Genomic DNA, 15,601 nt, shown 5'->3' with positions numbered 1-15,601 from the left:
GCCGAACGTCGTTGCCCGGTCTGATGATTCGCTCTCCGCCCCCTCGGATTCTTGCAGTGGGCGATGCGCGCAAGAATGAGTGTTCCGCCAACTCCACACACACTTACGCTGGTCACATGGTCAATCTGACGCGCATCTACACAAGGACCGGCGACCAGGGCACCACGAACCTCGGTGACATGAGCCGGGTGCCCAAAACCGACCTCCGCATTGCCGCCTATGCCGACGCCAACGAGGCGAACGCGGCGATCGGCACGGCGATCGCCCTGGGCAACCTGGACGAGGAGGTCGTGAAGGTCCTCACCCGCGTCCAGAACGACCTCTTCGACGTCGGGGCCGACCTGTCCACCCCTGTCGCCGAGAACCCCGAGTTCCCGCCCCTGCGGGTCGAGCAGTTCTACGTCGACAAGCTGGAGGCCGACTGCGACCACTTCAACGAGCAACTCGAAAAGCTACGGTCCTTCATCCTGCCCGGCGGCACCCCGGGCGCATCCCTGCTCCACCAGGCCTGCACGGTCACCCGCCGCGCGGAACGCTCGACATGGGCCGCACTGGAGGCACACGGCCAGGTAATGAACCCACTGACCGCCACGTACCTCAACCGGCTATCGGACCTGCTGTTCATCCTTGCCCGGACGGCGAACAAGGGCGTGGGCGACGTCCTATGGGTCCCCGGCGGCGAACGCTGAGGAAACCCACCCCCGGCTGAGGGTCTGGGGGTCATCCCCCGGAAGAAGCAGCGGTCTTGCCCGGGCAGCCGACAAGGACGTGGGCGACGTCCTGTGGATCCCGGGCGGCGAACGCTGAGGAAACCTACCCCCGGCTGGGGGTCTGGGGGTTACCCCCGGAAGATGCAGCATCCTCGCGACGACGGCGAACAAGGGCGTCGGGGACGTCCTGTGGGTCCCTGGTGGGGAGCGTTGACGGGTCGCCGGCCGGGGCCTTGCGGGGGAAGACCGTGTAGGACAGGGCGATCACGCCGTAGATGCCGACGGTGCGCAGGGCCGCCCACTGGAAGGAGTGCAGGGAGCTGACGTCACCGGAGTCGCCGACGTACCAGACGGCGAGTTGGAGGAGCGCCAGGGCCACCGCGCCGCCGAACACCGCGCGGAGCCACAGCTTCGCCTCGTGCCGGGCGCGGGCGCGACCGTAGCGCGGGGGCTTCTGCGGGGGCGGGCCGCCGCCCAGGCGGTGGGCCGCGTGGCCGTCGAGCCAGCGGATCGTGTAGTGGCCGAACGCGACGGTGTAGCCGATGTAGAGCGCCGCCAGGCCGTGTTCCCAGCTCGGCTCGGCGCCGTTCTTCAGGTCGATCGCCGTCACGACGAACAGGACCAGCTCCAGCACGGGCTCGCACAACAGCAGCACCACACTCGTGCGGCGCCACTTCAGCAGATAGCGGACTGCCAGGCCCAGTGCGAGAAGCACCCAGAACCCGACCTCACAGGCGATGATCAACGCGACGACCACGGCTCACTCCTCTCGGTCACCCTTCAAGGCTCCCGGCGGCCCGGGGCCGTTTCGTCGTCGTCGGTGACGAACTCGCCGTACATCGAAGGATGCAGTCGCAGACCCTTCCCGGGGACAACGCGACACAGCTCCGCGCCGTGTTGGATGGAGCCATGGCCGCACTACCCGCCCGCCCCCGCCCGGACGACGTACGCATCGCCCTCGCAGGGCTGCTCGGCGGGCTGCTCATCTGGGTAACGGGCCTCGGCGTCCGGGGCGCCAAGGACCCGCTCGTCCTGTGGGACGGACGCTGGCCCATCCTGCTGCCGCTGGTCGTGATGGCCGGCTGCGAGCTGCTGCGCCGGACCCGTCCCCGTACGGGCCTGCTGATCGGCGTCGCCGCACTGACCGTGGACACGATCACCCAGGGCAGCCTCGTCACCATCCTGATGTTCACGGACCTGGTCTACGCGGCCATCCTGTACAGCCCGCTCGCCGCGGCCCGCCGCGTGCTGTGGATCAGCGGGGCGATGACCGTGGTCTGGACCGTGGTGCCCCTCGCCGCCTGGCGCAAGCCCGAGGCGCTGCTGATCGGCGTGGCCGTCGGCCTGGTGGCGTTCACGCCCGGCGCCACCGGCTGGATCGTCCGCAACCACCGTGACGCCGCCGAGGCCGCCCGGCTGCGCGCCGAGCAGACCGCGCTGCTCGCCGAGGTGGACCGCGCCCAGGCCGTCACGGCCGAGCGCTCCCGGATGGCCCGCGAGCTGCACGACATGGTCGCCAACCATCTCTCCGCGATCGCCATCCACTCCACGGCCGCCCTCTCCCTCGACGACCCGAAGACCTCCAAGGACGCCCTGGCCGTCATCCGCGAGAACAGCGTCGAGGGACTCGCCGAGATGCGCCGGCTGATCGGCATCCTGCGCGACGACAGCGGCGACCTGGAACCGGCGGCGGCCCCCACGCTCGACGGGCTGGCCACGCTGGTGGAGGGCGCCCGCACCAACGGCCTCGACGCCGTCCTCGACGCCGAGCACGCCGACTCACTGCCCGCCCCGGTGGAGCTGGCGGCGTACCGCATCGTCCAGGAATGCCTGACCAACGCCCTCAAGCACGCCGGCCCCGGCCGTGTCACGGTCACCCTGAGGCAGCGGGACGGCTCACTGACCATCGCCGTGATCAGCCCGTACGGCCGGCAGGACGGCCCGCGTGCCCCCGGCTCCGGCGCCGGACTCGTCGGCATGCGGGAACGCACGGCCCTCCTGGACGGCACCTTCGAGGCGGGCCCGGCCGAGGCCCCGGACTCCCCCGACGGCAAGATCTGGGCCGTACGCGCCACCCTCCCCGTCACCGAGAATCCGAAAGGAGCCCCCGAATGATCCGTGTGCTGGTCGCCGAGGACCAGTCCGCCGTGCGCGCCGGTCTCGTCCTCATCCTGCGCAGCGCGCCCGACATCGAGGTGGTCGGCGAGGCGGCGGACGGCGAGCAGGCGGTGGCGCTGGCCCGCGAACTGCGGCCGGACCTGGTGCTGATGGACATTCAGATGCCGCGCCTGGACGGGGTGTCGGCGACCCGGCAAGTGGTCGCGGACGGCCTCGCCGACGTACTGGTGCTCACCACCTTCGACCTCGACGAGTACGTCTTCGGGGCGCTGCGCGCCGGAGCCTGCGGGTTTCTGCTGAAGAACACGGACGCCAAGGATCTCCTCGAAGCCGTACGGACGGTCGCACGCGGCGAGGGTCTCATCTCGCCGGCCGTCACCAGGCGCCTGATCGCCGAGTTCGCCTCCGGGCCCGTACGGGAGCCGAAGGCCGATCCGGCGGTGCTGGACGCACTCACCCGGCGCGAGCGCGAGGTGCTGTCCTGTCTCGGCGAGGGGCTGTCGAACGCCGAGATCGCCGGCCGTCTCAAGATGGCGGAGGCGACGGTGAAGACGCACGTCAGCCGACTGCTGGGGAAGCTGGAGCTGCGCAGCCGGGTCCAAGCGGCGGTGCTGGCGCAGGAGTTGGGGATCTAGCGGGACCCGGTCGCCACCCAAGAGCAACTGGTCTGGACCTATTGACCTATGGTCCAGACCTTTCTATTCTCGCGGCACCGTGGGCGTGAAGGCTCAGTCCCGCCCCCAACACCCCCTGAGGAGGCGCATCATGCGCTTCAGACACAGAGCCATGGCAGGGTTCGCGACCCTGCTGCTCCCCTTCGCCGGCCTGGTCGGCCTGGCCAGTCCCGCCGAAGCAGCCACCTCCGCCACCGCCACCTACGCGAAGACCCAGGACTGGGGCACCGGCTTCGAGGGCAAGTGGACCGTCAAGAACACCGGCGACACCACCATCAGCTCCTGGACGGTCGAGTGGGACTTCCCCTCCGGTACGTCCGTCACCTCGGCCTGGGACGCCGACGTCACCTCCTCCGGCACCCACTGGACCGCCAAGAACAAGTCCTGGAACGGCACCCTCGCCCCCGGCGCCTCCCTCTCCTTCGGCTTCAACGGCTCCGGCTCCGGCGCCCCCGCCAACTGCAAGCTGAACAGCGGCAGTTGTGACGGTGGCCCCACCGTCCCCGGCGACAACGCACCGAGCGCCCCCGGCACCCCGACCGCCTCCGACATCACCAACACCTCGGTGAAGCTGAGCTGGAGCGCGGCCACCGACGACAAGGGCATCAAGAACTACGACGTCCTGCGCGGCGGCACCAAGGTCGCGACGGTGACCTCGACGTCGTACACCGACAGCGGTCTCACCGCCGGCACGGACTACTCGTACACCGTCCAGGCCCGTGACACCGCCGACCAGACCGGCCCGGTCAGCTCAGCGGTCGCCGTGCGCACCACCGGCGGCACCACGGACCCGCCGCCCACCGGAGACAAGGTCAAGCTCGGCTACTTCACCGAGTGGGGCGTCTACGGCCGCAACTACCACGTCAAGAACCTGGTGACCTCGGGCTCCGCGTCCAAGATCACGCACATCAACTACGCCTTCGGCAACGTCAAGAACGGTCAGTGCACCGTCGACGACACCTACGCCGCCTACGACAAGGCCTACACCGCCGACCAGTCCGTCAGCGGCACCGCCGACACCTGGGACCAGCCGCTGCGCGGCAACTTCAACCAGCTCCGCCAGCTCAAGGCCAAGTACCCGCACATCAAGGTGCTCTACTCCTTCGGCGGCTGGACCTACTCCGGCGGCTTCGCCCAGGCCGCGGCCAACCCGGCGGCCTTCGCCGCCTCCTGCAAGGCGGTCGTCGAGGACCCGCGCTGGGCTGATGTCTTCGACGGCATCGACATCGACTGGGAGTACCCGAACGCCTGCGGTCTGACCTGCGACACCTCCGGCCCGGCGGCGTTCAAGAACCTGATGTCCGCGCTGCGCACGGAATTCGGCTCGAACTACCTGGTCACCGCGGCCATCACCGCCGACGGCTCCAACGGCGGCAAGCTCGACGTGGCCGACTACGGCGGCGCCGCGGCTTCCCTCAACTGGTACAACGTGATGACGTACGACTACTTCGGCGCCTTTGACGCGGACGGCCCGACCGCCCCGCACTCGCCGCTGACCTCGTACCCCGGCATCCCGGCGGCGGGCTTCAACTCCGCCGACGCGATCGCCAAGCTCAAGTCCAAGGGCGTGCCGTCTGCCAAGCTCCTGCTCGGCATCGGCTTCTACGGCCGCGGCTGGACCGGCGTCACCCAGTCCTCCCCCGGCGGCACGGCGACCGGCGCGGCACCCGGCACCTACGAGGCGGGCATCGAGGACTACAAGGTGCTCAAGAACTCCTGTCCGGCCACCGGCACCATCGCCGGTACGGCGTATGCCCACTGCGGTTCCAACTGGTGGTCGTACGACACTCCGGCCACCATCGGATCGAAGATGGCGTGGGCCAAGAGCCAGGGCCTGGGCGGCGCGTTCTTCTGGGAGTTCAGCGGTGACACCAGCAACGGTGAACTGGTGAGCGCGATCAACAGCAATCTGTAGAAAAGCCGTCAGGCAACGTTGACGCTCCCCCAGACTTCGTCCGGGGGGACCCCCACCCAGCGAGTGAATGTGGCTACGCCACATTCACTCGCTGTCCGGGCGGGGCTGCCTCCAGCCACGCGAGGAAACCGGTCAGCGCGTCTTCGCTCATCGCGAGTTCGAGACGCGTGCCCCGGTGCAGACACGTGAGGATCACGGCGTCGGAGAGCAGCGCCAGCTCCTCCTCGCCGTCGGGGAGGCGACGGCCGGCCACCTCGATCGCGGAGCGTTCGAGGATGCGGCGCGGGCGGTAGGCGTAGGAGAAGACTCGGTACCACTCGATGCGGTCGCCGTTGTAGCGGGCGACTCCGTAGCTCCAGCCCTTGCCGCTGGTGTCCGATTTCTCCGGCACGCCCCAGCGCAGGCTGCAGTCGAAGGTGCCACCGGAGCGCTGGATGAGCCTGCGGCGCAGGCCGAAGACGAACAGCCCCAGCACCACGAGCGCCACGACGATTCCGCACACAGTCAGAGCGAGGACCATCGACACCGACCTCCTCGTCTCCTAGGTAACGGAACGGAAAAATCATCCATATCTGCCTCAGCCGCGACCGGTACCGGATTGCTCCGGTTCCAGCCGCGGCTGAGGGACGTCATCGCACGGTGAGCAGGTTCAGCTCGCCGCCGCCGCACGCAGTCGTACGTCCGCGCGACGCTCGGCGGAGGCATCGCCCTCCGCCTTTGCGCGCTCGAGCTCTCGCTCGGCGCGCTGGACATCGATCTCGTCCGACAGCTCGGCGATCTCGGCCAGCAGCGACAGCTTGTTGTCCGCGAACGAGATGAAACCGCCGTGCACCGCGGCGACGACCGTCCCACCATCACTCGTACGGATGGTCACCGGGCCCGACTCCAGCACACCGAGCAGCGGCTGGTGACCGGGCATGACGCCGATGTCGCCGGACGTGGTGCGCGCGACGACCAGGGTGGCCTCGCCGGACCAGACCTGACGGTCGGCGGCGACCAGCTCGACGTGCAGCTCAGCAGCCAAGGGTGGCTCCTCGGGTCACCACCCGGCGGTAGTGCCGGGTGTTGGTTACAAGTCTAGTGGGCGTGACAGAGGGGGCGGGACGCGCCCGCCCCCTCTGTCAAGAGCGCGAGCTCAGGAGACGCCCAGCTCCTTGGCGTTGGCCTTGAGGTCCTCGAGGCCACCGCAGAGGAAGAACGCCTGCTCCGGGAAGTGGTCGTACTCGCCGTCGATGATCGCGTTGAAGGCCGCGATCGACTCCTCCAGCGGGACGTCCGAACCGTCGACGCCGGTGAACTGCTTGGCGACGTGGGTGTTCTGGGACAGGAAGCGCTCCACGCGACGGGCACGGTGGACGGTGAGCTTGTCCTCCTCGCCCAGCTCGTCGATACCGAGGATCGCGATGATGTCCTGGAGGTCCTTGTACTTCTGAAGGACCGACTTGACGCGCATCGCGGCCGCGTAGTGGTCCGCCGCGATGTAGCGGGGGTCCAGGATGCGGGACGTGGAGTCCAGCGGGTCCACGGCCGGGTAGATGCCCTTCTCGGAGATCGGACGGGAGAGAACCGTCGTCGCGTCGAGGTGGGCGAAGGTGGTGGCCGGGGCCGGGTCGGTCAGGTCGTCCGCGGGGACGTAGATCGCCTGCATCGAGGTGATCGAGTGACCACGGGTCGAGGTGATGCGCTCCTGGAGGAGACCCATCTCGTCGGCCAGGTTCGGCTGGTAGCCCACCGCGGAGGGCATACGGCCGAGCAGGGTCGAGACCTCGGAACCGGCCTGGGTGAAGCGGAAGATGTTGTCGATGAAGAACAGCACGTCCTGCTTCTGCACATCGCGGAAGTACTCCGCCATGGTCAGACCGGCCAGGGCGACCCGGAGACGGGTGCCCGGGGGCTCGTCCATCTGACCGAAGACCAGCGCGGTCTTGTCGATGACGCCGGACTCGGACATCTCCTCGATGAGGTCGTTGCCCTCACGGGTGCGCTCGCCGACACCGGCGAACACGGAGACACCGTCGTGGTTGTTGGCGACGCGGTAGATCATCTCCTGGATGAGCACCGTCTTGCCGACGCCGGCACCGCCGAACAGGCCGATCTTTCCACCCTTGACGTACGGGGTGAGCAGGTCGATGACCTTGACGCCGGTCTCGAACATCTCGGTCTTCGACTCGAGCTCGTCGAAGTTCGGCGCCTTGCGATGGATGCCCCAGCGCTCGCCGTCGTACGTCTCGTCGCTGTTCAGCACCTCACCGAGGGTGTTGAACACCTTGCCCTTGGTGAAGTCGCCGACCGGCACGGTGATGGAGGCGCCGGTGTCCACGACGGCGGCCTGGCGGACCAGACCGTCGGTGGGCTGCATGGAGATGGTGCGGACCAGGCCGTCACCCAGGTGCTGGGCGACCTCCAGGGTCAGCGTCTTCTTCTCGCCGTCCTGGGCCGGGTCGGCCACCTCGACGTGAAGGGCGTTGTAGATGTCGGGCATCGCGTCGACGGGGAACTCCACGTCGACGACCGGGCCGATGACCCGGGCGACGCGGCCCGTGGCAGCGGCCGTCTCAACTGTCGTCGTCATTACCTGTCACTCCCCGCGGTCGCGTCGGCCAGGGCTGCGGAGCCACCGACGATCTCGCTGATTTCCTGGGTGATTTCGGCCTGGCGGGCCGCGTTGGCAAGTCGGGAGAGGCTGGTGATCAGGTCTCCCGCGTTGTCGGTCGCCGACTTCATCGCGCGGCGCGTCGCGGCGTGCTTGGAGGCAGCCGACTGGAGCATCGCGTTGTAGATACGGCTCTCGACGTAGCGCGGCAGGAGGGCGTCGAGGACGTCCTCCGCCGACGGCTCGAAGTCGTACAGCGGAAGGATCTCGCCCTTGGGCGCCTCCTCCGCGACCTCTTCGAGGCTGAGGGGCAGCAGACGGCCGTCGACCGCGTTCTGCGTCATCATCGAGATGAACTCGGTGTAGACGATGTGGAGTTCGTCCACGCCGCCCTCAGCCGCGTCCTTCTCGATGGCCTCGATCAGGGGAGCCGCGACCTTCTTCGCGTCCGCGTAGGAGGGCCCGTCGGTGAAGCCCGACCACGAATCCACGACCTTGCGCTCGCGGAAGTTGTAGTGGGCCAGACCGCGGCGGCCGACGATGTACGTGTCGACCTCCTTGCCCTCCGCCTCGAGGCGCTCCGTCAGCTGCTCGGCGGCCTTGATGGCGTTGGCGTTGAAGGCGCCGGCCAGTCCGCGGTCGCTCGTGAGGAGCAGTACCGCGGAACGGGTCGCCGTCTCCGCCTCGGTGGTCAGCGGGTGCTTGGTATTCGAGCCGGTGCCGACAGCCGTGACCGCGCGGGTGAGCTCGGTCGCGTACGGCGCCGAGGCCGCCACCTTGCGCTGCGCCTTGACGACACGCGAGGCGGCGATCATCTCCATCGCCTTGGTGATCTTCTTGGTCGCGGTGACGGATCGGATGCGACGCTTGTAGACCCGGAGCTGGGCTCCCATGAGTCAGGTCCCTTCCTTACGTCACTTGGCCGCGGCCGGGGCGTCCTCGCCGAGAAGCTTGCCGTCCGAGGTTTCGAACTGCTTCTTGAACTCGGCTACGGCGTCGTCGATCGCCTGGATGGTGTCGTTCGACATCTTGGCGCCCTCCTTGATGGAGGTCATGAGGCCCTGCTCCTTGCGGTGCAGGTACTCGAGCAGCTCCTTCTCGAAGCGGCGGATGTCGGCGACGGGCACCTCGTCCATCTTGCCGTTGGTGCCGGCCCAGATGGAGACGACCTGGTCCTCGGTGGCCATCGGCTGGTACTGAGCCTGCTTGAGCAGCTCGACCAGACGCGAACCACGCTCCAGCTGGGACTTCGACGCGGCGTCCAGGTCGGAACCGAAGGCGGCGAACGCCTCCAGCTCACGGTACTGGGCGAGGTCGAGGCGGAGACGGCCGGAGACCTGGCGCATCGCCTTGTGCTGTGCGGAACCACCGACTCGGGAGACGGAGATACCGACGTTCAGCGCGGGGCGCTGACCGGCGTTGAACAGGTCCGACTCCAGGAAGCACTGGCCGTCGGTGATGGAGATGACGTTGGTCGGGATGAACGCCGAGACGTCGTTGGCCTTGGTCTCGACGATCGGCAGACCCGTCATCGAACCGGCGCCCATCTCGTCGGAGAGCTTCGCGCAGCGCTCCAGCAGACGGGAGTGCAGGTAGAAGACGTCACCCGGGTAGGCCTCACGGCCCGGCGGGCGGCGCAGCAGCAGGGACACGGCGCGGTAGGCGTCGGCCTGCTTCGAGAGGTCGTCGAAGATGATGAGGACGTGCTTGCCCTCGTACATCCACTGCTGGCCGATGGCCGAACCGGTGTACGGCGCCAGGTACTTGAAGCCGGCCGGGTCGGACGCCGGGGCGGCGACGATGGTCGTGTACTCCAGCGCGCCGGCCTCTTCCAGGGCGCCACGCACGGAGGCGATGGTCGAGCCCTTCTGGCCGATGGCGACGTAGATGCAGCGGACCTGCTTCTTCGGGTCGCCGGAGCGCCAGTTGTCGCGCTGGTTGATGATCGTGTCGACGGCCAGGGCGGTCTTGCCGGTCTGGCGGTCACCGATGATCAGCTGACGCTGGCCGCGGCCGATCGGGGTCATCGTGTCGACGGCCTTGTAGCCGGTCTCCATCGGCTCGTGCACCGACTTACGGGCCATGACGCCCGGAGCCTGAAGCTCGAGGGCGCGGCGGCCGGACGTCTCGATCTCGCCGAGGCCGTCGATCGGGTTGCCGAGCGGGTCGACGACGCGGCCGAGGTAGCCCTCGCCGACGGCCACGGAGAGGACCTCGCCGGTACGGGAGACCGGCTGACCCTCCTCGATGCCGCTGAACTCACCGAGGACGACGCAGCCGATCTCGCGCTCCTCGAGGTTGAGGGCGAGACCGAGGGTGCCGTCCTCGAACTTCAGCAGTTCGTTGGCCATGGCCGAGGGCAGACCCTCGACCTTCGCGATGCCGTCGCCGGCAAGGGTGACCGTACCGACCTCCTCGCGCGAGGCCGCGTCCGGCTTGTACGACTGGACGAAGTTCTCCAGCGCGTCCCGGATCTCCTCCGGCCGGATCGTGAGCTCCGCCATCTGGGTTCCCTGCTCTCCTTGTTGGGCCCGAAGTTTCAACTTGGGGGTCTGGGGGCGACCCCCAGGAATCCTCTGCACGACCCAACCGGGCCGTAGGTACACGTACTGCTTTGCTTATGAAGTTTGCTGCTAGCTCGCCATGCGGCGGCCGGCGTCCTCGATGCGGTCCGCGATCGAGCCGTTGATGACCTCGTCACCGACCTGCACCCGGATACCGCCGACGACCTCGGGGTCCACGTCCAGATTGAGGTGCATCGGACGGCCGTAGAGCTTCGCCAGGGCGGCACCCAGGCGCTGCTTCTGCGGGTCGCTCAGCGGTACCGCCGTGGTGACCACGGCCACCATGCGATCCCGGCGCTCGGCGGCGAGCTTGGACAGGGACTCCAGTCCCGCTTCCAGGCTACGTCCCCGGGGACGGGTCACAAGGCGCGTCACCAGACGCTCGGTGGTCGCGGCGGACCGGCCGCCGAGCAGGCTGCGCAGCAGCTCGCCCTTGGCGGACACCGTCGCGGCCCGGTTGGTGAGCGCGGCGCGCAGCTCGGTGTTCGAGGAGACGATCCGGCCGAACCGGAACAGCTCGTCCTCGACGTCGTCGAGCGTGCCCGCCTTCTGCGCGGCGGTGTAGTCGGCGACGTTGGCCAGCTGCTCCAGCGCGTCCACCAGGTCGCGCGACTGCGACCAGCGGGAACGCACCATGCCGGACAGCAGGTCGGCGGTGGCCCCGCTGACCTGGCCGCCGATGAGGCGCTGGGCCAGGTCGGCCTTGGCCTCACCGGACTGCGCCGGGTCGGTCAGGACCCGACGCAGCGACACCTCGCGGTCGAGCAGCGCGGTGACGGAGGCCAGCTCGTCGGCGAGCGAGCCGGCGTCCACGGACGTGGAGTCCGTCAGCGCGTCGAGACGCTCGCGTGCGGCCGCCAGGGCCTCGCGGCTCGCTCCGTGCAGCGCTGTCACCGGGCTGCCTCGGCCTTCTCGTCGAGCTCGTCGAGGAAGCGGTCGATCACACGGCTCTGCCGGGCGTGGTCCTCGAGGGACTCACCGACGAGCTTGCCGGCCAGGTCGGTGGCGAGCTTGCCGACGTCCTGGCGCAGCGCGGACGAGGCGGCCTTGCGATCGGCCTCGATCTGCGCGTGACCGGCGGCGATGATCTCCTCACGCTGCCGCTGGCCTTCCGCACGCATCTCGGCGATGAGCGTGGCGCCCTGCTCCTGCGCCTCCTGGCGCAGACGCGCGGCCTCGTGCCGGGCCTCGGCGAGCTGGGCCTTGTACTGCTCAAGGACGCTCTGGGCCTCGGTCTGCGCGGCCTCGGCCTTCTCGATACCGCCCTCGATGGCCTCGCGACGCTCTTCCAGAACCTTGTTGATGGTCGGGAGGAGCTTCTTGGCGAGGAAGCCGAAGACGATGACGAAAGCGATGAGGCCGATGACAACTTCCGGCCACGGCGGGATGAGGGGGTTCTCCTTCTCACCCTCAGCCGCCAGCAAAACCAGGGCGGAGTTCACATCAGTGCCTTTCGTCGACAGGTTCGGTCAGGGCTCGTCTTAGTAGACGAACGGCATGACGAGACCGATCAGGGCGAGCGCCTCACAGAAGGCGAAGCCGAGGATCTGGTTGGCGCGGATCAGGCCGGCCGCCTCGGGCTGGCGGGCAAGGGCCTGGGTGCCGTTACCGAAGATGATGCCAACGCCGACGCCGGGGCCGATGGCCGCAAGACCGTAACCGACGGAACCGAGGTCACCGGTGACAGCAGCAAGGTTGGACATGCCAGTTCTTCCTTCTCTTTACGGACCGGTGGGGGTTGGCCACCGGACGACTTTGGGGTTCTGAAGCGGGGGTGCTCAGTGGTGCTCGGCGAGCGCGCCCTGGATGAAGGTGCAGGTCAGGAGGACGAAGACGTACGCCTGAACTGCCTGGATGAAGAGCTCGAAGGCGGTCATCACGATGACCATCACGAACGAGACGCCGGAGTAGGCGATACCGATGCCGTTCAGCATGTACCAGCTGGCGATGGTGAACAGCAGCAGCAGCGTGTGACCGGCGAACATGTTCGCGAAGAGTCGCACCGCGTGCGTGAACGGGCGGACCAGCAGGTTCGAGAAGAACTCGATGGTCATGGCCAGCGGGAGCACCGGGCCGAGCGACTTGTCGTAGCCGGTGAAGTTCTTGAAGGCACCGACGAAACCGTGCCGCTTGAACGTGAGCGAGACCCAGGTGATGTAGACGATCAGGGCCAGGATCGCGGGGTAGGCGATGATCGACGTCACCGGGAATGCGGCGACCGGAACGATCGACCAGAGGTTCATCATCCAGATGAAGAAGAACAGGGAGACGGCGAGCGGAACGTACTTCTCGCCCTCCTTCTTGCCGATCGTCTCGTAGACGATGCCGCGGCGTACGAAGTCGTAGCCGGCCTCGGCAACCATCTGGAGCTTGCCGGGGACCACCTTCGGCTTGGCGAACGCGGCCCAGAAGAAGCCCACCACGATGATGGAGCCCAGAAGGGCCAGCAGCATCGGCTTGTTGAAGTAGATGCCGTTGCCGTCGGCGTCACCCAAGAGCGGCTCGAACAGGAACGAGTGCAGGCCCGGAGCCGGGAAGCCACACCCGTCGAACAGGTGGCAGTCGGTCTCGAAGGCGAGCACCTGCGTCGGGTCAGCACTCACCGCGGGCTCCTTCGTCGTGGCGCATAGGTACGGCAACCTCGTTGTGTCGGCGCGGCATGCAGCCGCGGTTCGGCACGGGACTGGTGTTACGGATGTGGGGGCGGCTGTGGGGCATCACGCCCTGCGTGTGAGCAGGCGTCAGCTCAGATGCCCGCGCCCGCGATGCCGCAGTTGGCACCGGACGATAGCAGGGTCTCTCATGCGCCTTTATCCCGGCCCTACCTCTCACGACGAGTGCCCCGTCTTTTCGGGCTTGTCGCCGTTCTTGGGGGCGGACGAGTCCGGTTCGACGTAGAGAATCTTGGACTTCATATGGGCACGCGTCTGCGCGGCGATCCAGGCGAGGGTGCCGGCGACGAGCGTGAGAGCGAAGGCCTTGGGGTCGAACAGGGTGGTGTTCTTGAACGCGGCGACGAAGATGAACAGCAGAAGAATCTGTGCCGCGTAGAGCATCAGGCCCATCGCCTGGAACAAGTGCGGAAGCGATTTGGCAGTGCGCTGCAGAACGTAGAGACCGATCCCCATGAAGAGGATCACCACCAGCGTCGCGACGACCGCCCCGACCGCCCCGTCGCCACCGGCGACCACAGCACTGACGACGGCGGCAACAGCGCCGACGGCAGCTGTGGGCACAGCAGCCTGGAGCAGGATCCGGACGTCATTGGACGGCATGGCGGCAACTCCGCTTTCGCAGGGGGGCAGGGGTGTCGTCATGGACGAGCGTAGCCCCGGGTTGAGAGTGATCCTCACGCCAATGGACCGTCGCACCACGGTCCTTCGGCTCTGCCCCGGGTTCTCGTGAACCGTATCACAAACTATTTGATGAGGTCTTTACCTAGATGCTGTGCTCGGTGTCACACATGAGAGTGACAGTGCGCGTCTGTGCAGAAACAGCGCCGCTTTGTCTGGTATTGGGGCGCTTCGCTCCCCCACGACTTGGCAATGCTCTAGTCAGATTCTTACCTTGAGCGTCAGCGCGACGATCCGGCTTTGCGCCGATCCAGGAAGCGCGAACGGGCGCCGAGAGCGGTCGCGCCGTTGACTCCGTTGACCCGGGCTACTCCGGCGGCGACCGGAGTGCGGGGCTCCTCGACGACCGGGACGGCCACCTCGGCCTCCGCCGGCACCGGCTCCGGCTCCCCCACCGCCCTGCGGCGGTAGCGCGGCGGCACGAAGGCCTCGGCCCAGCGCGGGGCGCGCGGGGTGAACCTCGGCAGCAGGAGCAGGGCCAGCCCGATGGCGCTGAGGAAGACGACGCCGAGCACGATCCACATCGACGCCGAGTTCACCGAGTAGGCGAGCGCACCGAACGCGATCAGCGCCGACCAGAAGTACATGATCAGCACCGCGCGGCTGTGCGAGTGCCCGATCTCCAGCAGCCGGTGGTGCAGATGCCCTCGGTCGGCGGCGAACGGCGACTGGCCGCGCCAGGTCCGGCGCACGATGGCCAGGACCAGGTCTGCGGCCGGGATCGCGATGATGGTCAGCGGCATCAGGAGCGGAATATAGGCGGGCACCATCTGGTGCACGGTGGCGCGCTCCGAACCGGAGAACAGGTTCATCCTGTCCGGGTCGATCTGGCCGGTGATGGAGATGGCCGAGGCCGCCAGCACCAGGCCGATGAGCATGGAGCCGGAGTCGCCCATGAAGATCCGCGCCGGGTGCATGTTGTGCGGCAGGAAGCCGATGCACATGCCGATCAGGATCGTCGCGAACAGCGTTGCGGGGGCGGCTTCCTCGATGCCGTAGCCGTACCAGACGCGGTAGGCGTACATGAAGAAGGCCGCGGACGCGATGCACACCATGCCCGCCGCGAGTCCGTCGAGTCCGTCGACGAAGTTGACCGCGTTGATGGTGATGACGACGAGCGCCACCGTCAGCAGGGTGCCCTGCCACTGGGTGAGCGCCACGGTCCCGACGCCCGGGATGGGCAGCCACAGGATCGTCAGACCCTGCATGACCATGACGCCGGCGGCGATCATCTGGCCGCCCAGCTTGATCAGGGCGTCGATCTCGAACTTGTCGTCCAGGACGCCGATCAGCCAGATGAGGGCCGCGCCGGAGAGCAGTGCCCGCGGCTCGTTCGACTTCTCGAAGACCTCGCTGAGATTGCTCAGGTGGTCGGCGACCAGCAAGCCCGCGCACAGGCCGAAGAACATCGCGATCCCGCCGAGCCGCGGAGTGGGCTCCCGGTGCACGTCACGTGCCCGGATCTCCGGCATCGCTCCGGCCACGATCGCGAACTTCCGTACCGGCCCTGTCAGCAGGTACGTCACCGCGGCCGTGATGCAGAGCGTCAGCAGGTATTCACGCACGGGCTTCCCCACAGGTCTCGCTGGCCATCTCAGCCCCACACCCTAGCGACCGTCTCATACGCGACGCATATGTGTGAGGACTTCCGGGTAGCGACGATGGTTGCACGCC

At 68.0% G+C, this 15,601-nt stretch carries 16 protein-coding genes; 4 read left to right on the top strand and 12 right to left on the bottom strand.

Annotated features, from left to right (window positions below; translation table 11 throughout):
* Positions 1 to 116 precede the first annotated feature (116 nt).
* Entirely contained in the window at positions 117 to 689 is a 573-nt protein-coding gene (locus ACIHFB_RS29640) for a cob(I)yrinic acid a,c-diamide adenosyltransferase (protein WP_365283697.1), read from the top strand.
* A 124-nt stretch (positions 690 to 813) separates the two neighbouring features.
* Here the strand turns inward: ACIHFB_RS29640 and ACIHFB_RS29635 are convergent, their stop codons facing one another.
* Complete coding sequence (locus ACIHFB_RS29635) at positions 814 to 1,467, bottom strand: hypothetical protein (RefSeq protein ID WP_365283699.1); 654 nt, start codon at positions 1,465 to 1,467, stop codon at positions 814 to 816.
* Between the two features lie 152 nt (positions 1,468 to 1,619).
* Here ACIHFB_RS29635 and ACIHFB_RS29630 point away from each other — a divergent pair, with 152 nt between their 5' ends.
* The 3 genes from ACIHFB_RS29630 (at position 1,620) to ACIHFB_RS29620 (ending at position 5,417) form a co-directional block, all read left to right on the top strand.
* Positions 1,620 to 2,825: a sensor histidine kinase gene (locus ACIHFB_RS29630; RefSeq protein ID WP_400128585.1), complete on the top strand. Its 1,206-nt coding sequence runs from the start codon at positions 1,620 to 1,622 to the stop codon at positions 2,823 to 2,825.
* Positions 2,822 to 3,463: a response regulator transcription factor gene (locus ACIHFB_RS29625; protein ID WP_365283703.1), complete on the top strand. Its 642-nt coding sequence runs from the start codon at positions 2,822 to 2,824 to the stop codon at positions 3,461 to 3,463. Before ACIHFB_RS29630 ends, ACIHFB_RS29625 begins: the two co-directional genes overlap by 4 nt.
* Positions 3,464 to 3,593: 130 nt before the next feature.
* The gene (locus ACIHFB_RS29620; RefSeq protein WP_400128584.1) at positions 3,594 to 5,417 is read left to right on the top strand and encodes a glycosyl hydrolase family 18 protein; all 1,824 of its coding nucleotides are present in this window, start codon (positions 3,594 to 3,596) and stop codon (positions 5,415 to 5,417) included.
* 73 nt (positions 5,418 to 5,490) lie between these two features.
* On the opposite strand, the gene ACIHFB_RS29615 is transcribed toward ACIHFB_RS29620, so the two are convergent.
* From ACIHFB_RS29615 to ACIHFB_RS29565, 11 genes are all read right to left on the bottom strand, one after another.
* Complete coding sequence (locus ACIHFB_RS29615; RefSeq protein WP_400128583.1) at positions 5,491 to 5,937, bottom strand: DUF2550 domain-containing protein; 447 nt, start codon at positions 5,935 to 5,937, stop codon at positions 5,491 to 5,493.
* A 129-nt stretch (positions 5,938 to 6,066) separates the two neighbouring features.
* On the bottom strand, positions 6,067 to 6,441 hold the full coding sequence (locus tag ACIHFB_RS29610) for a F0F1 ATP synthase subunit epsilon (protein ID WP_365283709.1): 375 nt from the start codon (positions 6,439 to 6,441) through the stop codon (positions 6,067 to 6,069).
* Positions 6,442 to 6,552: 111 nt separating this feature from the next.
* Positions 6,553 to 7,989: a F0F1 ATP synthase subunit beta gene (gene atpD / locus ACIHFB_RS29605; RefSeq protein ID WP_400128582.1), complete on the bottom strand. Its 1,437-nt coding sequence runs from the start codon at positions 7,987 to 7,989 to the stop codon at positions 6,553 to 6,555.
* Positions 7,989 to 8,903 (bottom strand): F0F1 ATP synthase subunit gamma, encoded by a 915-nt coding sequence (locus ACIHFB_RS29600; protein ID WP_400128581.1) that lies wholly within the window; start codon positions 8,901 to 8,903, stop codon positions 7,989 to 7,991. Before ACIHFB_RS29600 ends, atpD begins: the two co-directional genes overlap by 1 nt.
* A 21-nt stretch (positions 8,904 to 8,924) precedes the next feature.
* Positions 8,925 to 10,514: a F0F1 ATP synthase subunit alpha gene (gene atpA / locus ACIHFB_RS29595; RefSeq protein WP_400128580.1), complete on the bottom strand. Its 1,590-nt coding sequence runs from the start codon at positions 10,512 to 10,514 to the stop codon at positions 8,925 to 8,927.
* Positions 10,515 to 10,643: 129 nt separating this feature from the next.
* Complete coding sequence (locus ACIHFB_RS29590) at positions 10,644 to 11,459, bottom strand: F0F1 ATP synthase subunit delta (RefSeq protein ID WP_365284042.1); 816 nt, start codon at positions 11,457 to 11,459, stop codon at positions 10,644 to 10,646.
* Between the two features lie 5 nt (positions 11,460 to 11,464).
* A complete protein-coding gene (locus ACIHFB_RS29585; RefSeq protein ID WP_365283715.1) occupies positions 11,465 to 12,016 on the bottom strand; it encodes a F0F1 ATP synthase subunit B in 552 nt (183 codons plus the stop codon).
* A gap of 39 nt (positions 12,017 to 12,055) precedes the next feature.
* Complete coding sequence (gene atpE / locus ACIHFB_RS29580) at positions 12,056 to 12,277, bottom strand: ATP synthase F0 subunit C (protein WP_004925497.1); 222 nt, start codon at positions 12,275 to 12,277, stop codon at positions 12,056 to 12,058.
* Positions 12,278 to 12,352: 75 nt separating this feature from the next.
* Positions 12,353 to 13,177: a F0F1 ATP synthase subunit A gene (gene atpB / locus ACIHFB_RS29575; RefSeq protein ID WP_365283718.1), complete on the bottom strand. Its 825-nt coding sequence runs from the start codon at positions 13,175 to 13,177 to the stop codon at positions 12,353 to 12,355.
* A 225-nt stretch (positions 13,178 to 13,402) separates the two neighbouring features.
* Positions 13,403 to 13,849, bottom strand: a complete 447-nt coding sequence (locus tag ACIHFB_RS29570) for a hypothetical protein (RefSeq protein ID WP_365283720.1) — start codon at positions 13,847 to 13,849, stop codon at positions 13,403 to 13,405.
* A gap of 299 nt (positions 13,850 to 14,148) precedes the next feature.
* Positions 14,149 to 15,492 (bottom strand): MraY family glycosyltransferase, encoded by a 1,344-nt coding sequence (locus ACIHFB_RS29565; protein ID WP_365283721.1) that lies wholly within the window; start codon positions 15,490 to 15,492, stop codon positions 14,149 to 14,151.
* Between the last annotated feature and the right edge of the window lie 109 nt (positions 15,493 to 15,601).

It is taken from the genome of Streptomyces sp. NPDC051963 (assembly GCF_044593495.1).
Lineage (GTDB): Bacteria > Actinomycetota > Actinomycetes > Streptomycetales > Streptomycetaceae > Streptomyces.
Note: the sequence above shows the minus strand (reverse complement) of the source record. Positions and strands in the feature narration are given on the sequence as shown.